This window comes from Sphaerisporangium melleum (genome assembly GCF_014646695.1).
GTDB classification, from domain to species: domain Bacteria; phylum Actinomycetota; class Actinomycetes; order Streptosporangiales; family Streptosporangiaceae; genus Sphaerisporangium; species Sphaerisporangium melleum.
This window is the reverse complement of sequence record NZ_BMNT01000018.1, coordinates 1-10,112: the sequence shown is the minus strand read 5'-3', so window position 1 is coordinate 10,112 and position 10,112 is coordinate 1. Positions and strand designations below refer to the sequence as shown.

Genomic DNA, 10,112 nt, shown 5'->3' with positions numbered 1-10,112 from the left:
GAGGCCGAGCCGGTCAGCGTGGTGGACACCGTGGTGAAGGTGTCCCAGCTCCCGGTGTTCGGCACGCTCACCGAACCCAGCAGCGTCCCGGTCGCCGAACCCGAGCGAACCTGGATCGTCCCGCCCGCACCTCCCGACGACACCCGCGCCGAGAACCCGGTCGCCCCCTGCGTGGACACCGACGCGTATCCGGCCCAGTCACCGTTGTCGATGTAGCCCAGCGTCCGCCCGCCGCTGGCCATGCCATGGCTCGCGATCTGCACGCCGGCACTCGAGGTGTACGCCTCGCCCTCCACCGTGGTGGGGCCGCCGCCGGACGGCGGGGAGCAGTCGGCCTGCACGGCGCCGGCCGCGTACCGGATGCCGCCGAGCAGCAGGCTGCGGAAGTTCGGGTCGGCGTAGGACTCGGTGGTGTGGCCGAGGCCGGTGTAGAAGGCGCGGCCGGAGGCCTGCGGGTGGCACCAGGTGATGGGGTGGTCGCCCATGGTGCCGCCGCCATAGCTCGTCTCGTCCAGGCTCTGCAGCACGTGGACGGTGGCGCGCGGATTGGTCCGGTAGTTGTACCACTCGTCGGTGCGGGTCCAGGTCGCCGCGAGGTGCGCGGTCGCCGGGTGCGCGCGGTCCTCGTTCTTGACGGTGGCCTGCTGGATCGCGGGGTGGCTGTCGAACCAGGCCCCGGCCAGGCCGCCGTAGTACGGCCAGCCGTACTCGGTGTCGGCGGCGGCGTGCACGCCGACGTAGCCGCCTCCGCCGTCGACGTAGGACTGGAAGGCCGACTGCTGGGAGTCGTTGAGCACGTCGCCGGTGGTGCTGAGGAAGATCACCGCCTTGTACTGGGCGAGGTTGGCTGCGGTGAAGGCGGTGGCGTCCTCGGTGGCGGTGACGCCGAAGTCCCCGGTGACGCCGAGGTCGCGGATGGCCTGGACGCCGGCCGGGATGGAGTCGTGCCGGAAGCCGGCGGTCTTGGAGAACACCAGCACCTGGTAGGCGGCCGCGTGCGCGGCCGTGGGCGCGAACTGCGCGGCGATCGCCGCCGCGGCGACCAGCGCCAGCGCGCGGCGCATGAGCTTGGGCATGTTCTGTTCCTCAGGTCGGGGACCCGGCGCGGTGCGGGCCTGGCCGAGAGGGCCCGCACCGCGCCGGTCCGGCTAGCTCCGGGTGATGGTGAAGGTGTCGATGTCGAACAGCGAGCCGGACCCGCCGGTGAAGACCAGGAAGACCGGGCCGGAGGCCGAGCCGGTCAGCGTGGTGGACACCGTGGTGAAGGTGTCCCAGCTCCCGGTGACCGGGACGCTCACCGAGCCGAGCAGGGTGCCGGTGGCCGAGCCGGAGCGGATCTGGATGGTGCCGCCGGCGCCGGCGGAGGACACCCGGGCCGAGAATCCCTTCGCCCCCTGGGTGGACACCGAGGCGTACCCGGCCCAGTCGCCGTTCTCGATGTAGCCGACCGTCTTGCCGCCGCTCGCCCCTGCGTGGTCGGCCGGCTGCACACCTGCGCTGGAGGTGTACGCCTCGCCCTCGACCGTGGTGGACGAGGCGGTCGAGGTGGCGAAGGTGAAGGCGTCCAGGTCGAACAGGTTGCCCTGGCCGGTCGGGCCCTTGAAGACCAGGTACAGCGTCGTCGTGCCCGCCGGGGCGTTCGCGATCGGGGTGCTGACGTCGGTGAAGGTGTCCCAGCCGCCGGTGTTGGCGACGGTCGCCGAGCCGAGCAGGGTGCCGGTCGCCGAGCCGGCCCGCACCTCCAGGGTGCCGCCGGCGCCGCCGGAGGAGACCCGGGCGGTCATGCTGGTGGCGTTGCTCAGCACGTAGGGCTGGAAGGAGATCCAGTCGCCGTTGTCGGTGAAGCCGACGGTCTTGGCGCCCTCCGCGCCGCCGTGGTCGGCGAGCTGGATGCCGGACATGGCGCCGTAGTGCTCGGCCTGGCGGTGCTTGGGCTGCAGCGTGCGGGTGGCCCGGGAGACCAGGCCGCCGTTGTCGGTGTAGGACACCTCGAAGACGCCGTAGATGTTGGCCGCGGCGTCGTGCTCGCCGTCGACCGGCACGGCGACGGTGCCGCTGCAGCCGTTCCGCACGGTGATCTCGTGGGTGTGGCTGTCGTGGCCGAGCAGGTAGGCGACCCTGGCCCGGGTGCAGTCGACCGTGCCGTCCTCGGGGTCGGTGATCGTGGTCTGGAACGGCACGGTGTCGCCGAAGGCGAACAACTGGCCGTTGACCGGCTGGGTGAACGCGACCGATGGCGCGGTGTTGCCGACGGTGATGACCAGGCTGGCCGTGCCGGTGAGTCCCTGCGGGTCGCGGACGGTCAGCGTCGGGGTGAAGGTGCCGTTGGTGGTGTAGGTCTTGGCCGGGTTGGCGGCGGTGGAGGTGGTGCCGTCGCCGAAGTTCCATGAGTACGTCAGCGCGCCGCCCTCGGGGTCGGAGCTGCCGGCGGAGGAGAAGTTCACCGTCAGCGGGTTGGCTCCGGAGGTCTTGTCGGCCGCGGCCTTGGCGATGGGGTTGCGGTTGGTGCCGCCGAGGTACTCGACGCGGTAGAGCGCCTGGTTGCCGCTGCCGCTGCCGTAGTCCAGGACGTACAGGGCGCCGTCGGGGCCGAAGGCCATGTCCATCACCTGGGTACCGGTCCAGGGGAAGGCGGCGATGTCCCCGTAGCCGCCGTCGGACTTGACCTCGATCGCCTTGATCCACCGGCGGCCGTACTCCCCGGCGAAGTACCGCCCGTTCAGCGCCTGCGGGAACTTCACCGTCGAGGAGGAGTTGGCGTCGTAGCGGTACACCGGGCCGCCCATCGGCGACTCCGAGCCGCCGCCGAACTCCGGCGGCGAGCCGGCGTCACCGCCGTAGCGGATCCACGCCGGCTTGGCGGCGGGCAGGGTGCCCAGTCCGGTGTTGCGGAAGGAGTTGTTGACCGGGCCGTTCGCGCAGTCGTACTTGGCCTGGGAGGGGCCGCTGGGGAAGGTGTACTCGTTGTAGGTCTCGGCGGTGGTGTTGGTGCCGGTGCAGTACGGCCACCCGTAGTTGCCGGCCGCGGTGATCCGGTTGAACTCCACCTGGCCCTGCGGGCCGCGGCTGGAGTTGGTCGCTCCGGCGTCCGGGCCGTAGTCGCCGAGGTAGACGATGCCGGTGGCCTTGTCGACGTTCATCCGGAACGGGTTGCGGAAGCCCATCGCGTAGATCTCGGGGCGCGTCTTGGCGGTGCCGGGCGGGAACAGGTTGCCCGACGGGATGGTGTACGTTCCGTCCGCCTGGGGCTTGATGCGCAGCACCTTGCCGCGCAGGTCGTTGGTGTTGGCCGAGGAGCGCTGCGCGTCGAACTGCGGGTTGCGGTCGGTGCGCTCGTCGATCGGGGTGTAGGCGTCCGATTCGAACGGGTTGGTGTCGTCCCCGGTGGTCAGGTACAGGTTCCCGGCCGCGTCGAAGTCGATGTCCCCGCCGACGTGGCAGCACTGGCCCCGGTCGTTGGCGACCTGCAGCACGACCTTCTCGCTGGTCAGGTCCAGGGTGTCGTCCGACTTCAGGGTGAACCGGGACAGGTTCAGGTGTCCCTTCCACTGCTCGAAGTCCGCCGCGGTACCGGTCTTGGGCGCGTCACCGCCGGGGGTGGTCAGCTTGGGCGAGTAGTACAGCCAGATGTAGCGGTTCGTCGCGAAGCTCGGGTCGGCTGCGACGCCCTGCAGGCCTTCCTCGTCGTGGGTGTAGACGTCGAGTCTGCCGGCGACCTTGGTGTTCCCGGCGGCGTCGGTGACGCGCACCGTGCCATCGCGGGCGGTGTGCACCACCGAGCGGTTGGGCAGCACGGCGAGGGACATGGGCTCGCCCAGTTCGGCGGCGCCGGTGGCCAGGCTGACCTGCTGGTAGTCGGAGGCGGGGATGTCGATGGCGTAGGCGGCCGGTGCGGTGGCCGTGACCGTGGCCGCGCCGCCGGCGACGACCAGCGTGATCGCGGTGAGCAGGCGTGCCCACGGCCGAGGTCGTGGTGACATGGAGGTCCTTCCTGACCTGGGGGGTGAGTCAGGCAAAAGGCGCGCGCCGCCGCGCTTGCCGTCCGGTCGTGCCAGGAGCTCGTAGGAGGGCTACGAGATGGTGTGCGGCCGGCCGGAGGGTGCCGCTCCGGCCTGTCGCATGGATCGAGTGACGGCTGTTTGCAAGAAGCTTATTGACTGATGCAATTACAGAGCAGGCGATGAGGTACCGCCTCAGGGGTCCACTACCGGTGCCTGGCGATGGCGGGCCCTGTCCCGAGTTCTAACACGGACACTTCACCGCGTAAAGGCTCAACCTGAAGCCTTACGCAACGTGTGCGACATCTGACAGCGATGTCATCCGGCTGGCCATGTTACAGAAGCGTTACACAGGCGAAGCGCTTCGACGCTTGCACCGCACCAGAGAGCGCTCTTTCATGGAGCACACATCGCAAGATGATCTGAGAAGGCTGCAATTACGTAATCGATATTCGAAATTTCTCAGCAACCGCTCACCCCGGAGTGGCCGTACCCGGGAACGCCCTTCGACCCGAGGAGTCACCGCCCATGTTCAGCCGGCGCAGAGCGACCCTGGCGGCGGTCCTGCTCGCGGCGTCGCTCGCGATCTCGGCCCCCACGGGACCGGCGGCGGCCACGGCCGCCCGCGCGACCGCGGCCGCCGCGAGCCACACCGCCTCCGACGTGCATCTCTTCTACTACCCCTGGTACGGCAGCCCGTCGGTGTACGGGAGCTACCGGCACTGGCCGCAGGGCGGGCACACCCCGCCGGCCGGCATCGGCGCCGACCTCTATCCCGCGCTCGGCCCCTACGACTCCGGCGACCTGGCCGGCGCGGTGGCCCAGCACATGCGATGGATCCAGCGGTCCGGCGCCGGTGTGATCGTCTACAGCTGGTGGGGCCAGGACTCCTACGAGGACCGGCTCGCGGCCGGCGTGCTGGCCACCGCCGCGCAGTACGGCATCAAGGTCGCCTGGCACCTGGAGCCGTACGCCGGGCGCACCGCCGCCTCGACGGTGGCCGACATCCGGTACATCAACTCCCGCTACGGCGGCAGCCCCGCGTTCTACCGCGACCAGACGCGCGGCGGGCGCGGGGCGTTCTATGTCTTCGAGAGCCTCAGCATCCCCGACTGGAGCGCCCTGGACCAGGTCTCCGCGACCGGCATCGTCCTGGCCCAGACCACCGACACCACCAAGGTGGCGCACTTCGGCGGCATGTACACCTACGACGGCATCGCCGGCGCGACCGCGCCCGGCTGGAAGGGCGCGAGCGACTACTGCAAGGCCAACGGGCTGGTCTGGGCGCCGTCGGTCGCCCCCGGGTACATCGACGACCGCGCCGTGCCGGGCAACACCACCCCCACGCTGGGCCGCGGCGACGGCGCCACCTACGACACCGAGTGGCGCAACGCCCTCACCCAGGGCGAGCCGAGCTGGGTCTCGGTCACCTCGTTCAACGAGTGGCACGAAGGCTCGGTGATCGAACCGGCCGCCGCCACCCCGCCCGCCGGGTACGGCTACCAGACCTTCGACGGCGCCTACGGCAAGACCGGCACCGCGGCCGAGACCGCGTACCTGGACCGGACCAAGTACTGGGTGGACACCTTCACCGGGACCACCACCACCCCGCCGCCCGGCACCGACCTCGCGGCCGGCCGCCCGATCAGCGCCGACAGCCACACGCAGGTCTACGTGGCGGGCAACGCCAACGACGCCGATCCCTACAGCTACTGGGAGAGCGCCAACCACGCCTTCCCGCAGTCGATCACCGTCGACCTGGGCGCGGTCACCGGGGTCGGCAGGATCGTCCTCGGCCTGCCGCCCTCCCCCGCCTGGGGCGCGCGGACCCAGACCCTGTCGGTGCTCGGCAGCCAGGACGGCGGGACGTACTCCACGGTGGTGGCGCCCAAGGGCTACCTGTTCGACCCGGCCGCCGGCAACACCGTGACGATCACCTTCCCGGCGACCTCCCGGCGTTTCGTCCGGCTGACCTTCACCGGCAACACCGGCTGGCCTGCGGGCCAGCTCTCGCAGTTCCGGGTCCACCCGGCCTGATCCCGGGCGCCCCGGCGCGGCCGCCGCTCCCTCGCACACCGGGGAACGCGGCGGCCGCCGCATTCCGCCACCTCCGACCGGCGGGTCGCTGGAAATGAGTTTGCGCGGCCATGGGATTCGCCACCAGGTGCCCAGGAAATTGTGAGGAACAGGCGGTTACCGGGGCGCGCGGAAAAGCGCACACGACGATTGGCGTCCACCCCGCACGGAGACCGTGGAAACAGTCCGATGCACCGTCGCCGACGGGAAGGTGTGTGGCGTGGCAAGCGTGGATACCACCAGGAACAGTCGCCAGTCCGAGAAACCGGTCACGGGCACCGTGGGCCAGGCGAGCGCCGGGAAGGTGGTGAGCGGCGGCAGGAAGCCGGAGACGGCCGCGGGCGGGTATCCGGCACTGGACTGGGAGCACCGCATCCGCGACGTCCTGCGGCCCGGCGGCCCGCGCTCCCAGGAGGTCCAGGCGCCCAGCTACGAGGAGATGCGCCCCTTCGGCCATCGGGAGACCGCCGGATTCCCGGTGTACAAGAACCTGGAAAGGCGGCTGCTGGACGCCACCGCCCATCCGGATCCGGAAATCGCGCACATGCTGGCCGTATGCGCCGCGTACTCCTATTCCGACGCCCGCACGCTGTCCATGATCATGGCCAGAATGGGGCTGGAGGACAATCACGTCCAGATGATCCAGACCTCGGTCGACGCCATGCTCGTCTGCTCGACCGCATATCTGATCCAGAGCCGTAGCGGCCGGGTCGGAATTCTGGTCTACCGGGGCACCGAACCGCTCAATTTCATCAACTGGCTGAGTGATATCGACGTCGACCCCGAGCGCATCGGCTACCAGATCGGCGATCCGCGGGCCACCGTCCACGCGGGCGTGTACCGCAACGTGCGGGCCACCCGGTACGAGGTCATGAACATGCTGCGGCGCGCCTGTGATCGTCACGCGATCCAGTCGCCGCGCCCGGACGGCGACGGCCTGAACCACGAGACGTACGGCCCCGGCCCGGCGGAGGGCGACCTGGAGGCGCTCTACATCACCGGGCACAGCCAGGGCGGGGCGATGGCCGCCCTCATGGGCGTCATGATCCGGCACGAGCGCAAGTACCGGGAGACGATCGGCGACCGCCTCAAGGCGGTCTACACCTACGGGCAGCCCATGATCGGCGACCCGGCGTTCGCGGCGGCGTGCGAGCGCGACGAGTTCCTCCGCGAGAACGTGGTCCGTTACGTCTACGACAGCGACATCGTGCCGTCCCTGCCGCCCGCCGCGGCCGGGCCGTTCCGGCACTTCGGCCGGGAGTACCACTACCGCATCCCGCACCTGCGCAACGGCCTCATCGACGCCGTCACCCGGCAGCGGCACTCGCCGCAGGCCAAGAAGGGCGCGTGGGAGGCCAGGAGACGGCCGACGCAGCAACTGCCCAGCCTGCTCGGCATCCCGCTGTCGGCGATGTCGTTCGTCGGCCGGAAGTTCGCGGCGACCCGTTCGCTGCCGGTCGTGTTCTCGGTGGACGACCACATGCCCCAGCACTACATCGCCGCGCTCACCCCGCCCGGAGTGCATGACGAGTACGGGGACTGACTCCGCGCGTCCCGTGATCGCCGGCCCACCGCCGACTGGTGGGCCGGCGATCGGCGTTCCGCACCCGGACCCGCATCACGCCACGCCGACCGGCCACCGGTGAGCATATCGTCACTCTCCGTTACGATGATGGCGGTGTCGATCAACGTGTGGATCAACCGGAGGAGAATGCCATGCGACGTGTCATGACCGCGGCCGGCGCCCTGCTCGCCGCCGCCCCGATGGCCTTCGCCGCTCCGCCGCCGGCCTCGGCCGCGACGGGCACCGTGGTGATCGAGGGCGACCGGGTCCCCCGCACGCGGCTGGCCGACCCGGCGCCGGGGTGCCACCTGCTCCCCTCGTTCCCGCTGCTCTCCCGGGTCTCGGTGATCAACTCCACCGACGCCGACATCACCCTGTACCCCGGGGAGGGGTGCCGGGCGGGCCTGCTGCGCCCTGCCACCACCGTGAAGGCGGGCACCACCCGCGAGCGCACGCTCACCGGCACCTACAGCCTTCTGGTGCAGGCCGTCTAGAAGGACGCGCACCTCTCCATCCGGCGACGGAGCACAGGCGGGCGCCTCCTCCCCCTGACGGAGCGGTGCCGCCACGTGCGATCATGCTCCTCGCACCGGCCCGTCACGCCCGGCTTCGGCGTGACCGGTGCCGCACGGGCCGGCCGATCGCGAAGGATGCGCGCATGGAGATGTTACGAGTGGCCGCCCTGGTGGCCGCGACGCTGACCACCGGGCTCGTCGCCGGCCTGTTCTACGCCTACACCTGCTCGGTCATGCCCGGCCTGCGGCGGGCCGGTGACCGCACGTTCGTGGAGACGATGCAGCGGATCAACGTGGCCATCCTCAACGGGTGGTTCCTGTCGTGCTTCCTCGGCGCCGCAGTGCTCACGGCGCTCGCCCTGGCGCTGCACATCGCGGCGGACGTCCCCCGGCCGGTCGCCTGGCTCGTCGCGGCGCTGGTGCTGTACGTGGCACAGCTCGCGGTCACCTTCTCGGTCAACGTGCCACTGAACAACGAGCTCGAAGCGGCCGGCGCGCCGGACCGGGTCGCGGACCCGTCCGTGCCGGCCGACGCGCGGCGGCGCTTCGAGGGACGGTGGGTGCGCTGGAACCTGGTCCGCACGCTCACCTCCACCGCCGCCTTCGCCTGCCTGCTGGGTGCCCTTGTCTCCGGCTGACCGTCCCAACAGTCGCACTCATCGGAAAGTTCATGGGTCGGACCGATGTCCGGGGCAGGCCGTCCGGCCCGCCGGATCGAGACCCTGGTCCATCTGGCCTCGCCCGGACGGCCGCACCGTGAAATTTTCAAAGCGGCGTTCAGCCGGTGGCATGGCATGGCCCGCGCGCCGGTCAGCGGCGGGCGAGAGCGCACAGGATGAATGACTACGATTCATCTCATACTTGACGCGGTCGGATGCATCGTATTTGCTCCCACCGCACCCACCATGAACGTTACGGAAGGCGCCCGGCATGGAGCAGGCCGACAGCACATCGGCCTCGGCACGCCGTGCCCCGGGCCGGCGCCGGTTCCACCCGGTGATGTTCCGCCCGGTGGACGGGGCGGAATCGGCGGGTGTAAGACGTACGCTTGCACGGGAGGATGGAGGGCAGCGTGGTCGACTCCCCGCGTGAGGGCGGTTATCGGCCGGGGTATGAGGTGGCCGCCGAGCAGGTGCTGGAGTTGATCGCCCGGCTCGGCCTGCGTCCCGGTGACCGCATGCCCACCGAGGTCGAGCTCGCCGCACAGCTCGGCACGAGCCGGACGGTCGTGCGCGAGGCGGTGAAGATCCTCTCCGCGCTCGGCCGGGTGCGGGCACAGAAGGGCCGCGGTCTGTACGTCGCCGACGACGAGGGCATGCTCGGCGCCGGGCGCCTGGCGTCGTTCTTCCTCCCCGCCGACCTGGACCACGTGTACATGCTCTTCGAGTTCCGGCGGGTGCAGGAGATGGAGACCAGCCGTCTCGCCGCCCGCCGCGCCACCCCGGCGGAGCTGAGAGCCATCGACGAGGCGGCCGCGCTGTGCCGTGGCGGCTTCGACACCGAGCGTGAGGAGCTGTTCACCGAAGGGGACGACGCCTTCCACACCGCGATCGCCGTCGCCTCGCACAACATGTTCCTCCAGACGGCGGTCCGGGAGGCGCGGCGGCTGCAGGCCCAGTCCAACCTCATCGGGCTGCACGGCTCGGTGGGCGAGCATGCCGCCAAGGCCGTCGAGGAGCACGAGGCCATCCGCCAGGCCATCCGCGCCGGCGACCCGGAGGCGGCGGCCCAGGCCGCGGCCGCGCACATCGACAACACCCTGGACGACTACCGCAGAGAGATCCAGCAGCGGCTCTTCGCGCCCACCGAGTGACGACCGGCACGGCGCGCGGGTCGCGGCCTCGCCGACGTCGTGGCGGGCAATGCGGGTCGTACCCGGTCTAGACGTTGAAGTACTTGGCTTCGGGGTGGTGGACGATCAACGCGGAGGTGGACTGCTCGGGATGCAACTGGAACTCC

7 protein-coding genes are annotated in these 10,112 nt (G+C 70.7%); 5 read left to right on the top strand and 2 right to left on the bottom strand.

What is annotated here, in order from left to right:
* Both IEY93_RS17100 and IEY93_RS17095 read right to left on the bottom strand, forming a co-directional pair.
* A partial coding sequence (locus IEY93_RS17100) for a ThuA domain-containing protein (protein ID WP_229691219.1) occupies positions 1-1,076 on the bottom strand: 1,076 nt, incomplete at its 3' end.
* A gap of 72 nt (positions 1,077-1,148) precedes the next feature.
* Positions 1,149-3,980: a carbohydrate-binding protein gene (locus tag IEY93_RS17095; RefSeq protein WP_189164071.1), complete on the bottom strand. Its 2,832-nt coding sequence runs from the start codon at positions 3,978-3,980 to the stop codon at positions 1,149-1,151.
* 546 nt (positions 3,981-4,526) lie between these two features.
* Between IEY93_RS17095 and IEY93_RS17090 the strand changes: the two genes are divergently transcribed.
* The 5 genes from IEY93_RS17090 to IEY93_RS17070 all read left to right on the top strand — a co-directional run bounded on the left by IEY93_RS17090 (position 4,527) and on the right by IEY93_RS17070 (position 9,966).
* Positions 4,527-6,035 (top strand): galactose-binding domain-containing protein, encoded by a 1,509-nt coding sequence (locus tag IEY93_RS17090; RefSeq protein WP_189164070.1) that lies wholly within the window; start codon positions 4,527-4,529, stop codon positions 6,033-6,035.
* A gap of 259 nt (positions 6,036-6,294) precedes the next feature.
* On the top strand, positions 6,295-7,617 hold the full coding sequence (locus tag IEY93_RS17085) for a lipase family protein (protein ID WP_189164069.1): 1,323 nt from the start codon (positions 6,295-6,297) through the stop codon (positions 7,615-7,617).
* 173 nt (positions 7,618-7,790) lie between these two features.
* Entirely contained in the window at positions 7,791-8,132 is a 342-nt protein-coding gene (locus IEY93_RS17080; protein WP_189164068.1) for a hypothetical protein, read from the top strand.
* A gap of 164 nt (positions 8,133-8,296) precedes the next feature.
* On the top strand, positions 8,297-8,791 hold the full coding sequence (locus IEY93_RS17075) for an anthrone oxygenase family protein (RefSeq protein ID WP_189164067.1): 495 nt from the start codon (positions 8,297-8,299) through the stop codon (positions 8,789-8,791).
* Positions 8,792-9,225: 434 nt separating this feature from the next.
* Entirely contained in the window at positions 9,226-9,966 is a 741-nt protein-coding gene (locus IEY93_RS17070; RefSeq protein WP_203968626.1) for a FadR/GntR family transcriptional regulator, read from the top strand.
* Positions 9,967-10,112: the final 146 nt, after the last annotated feature.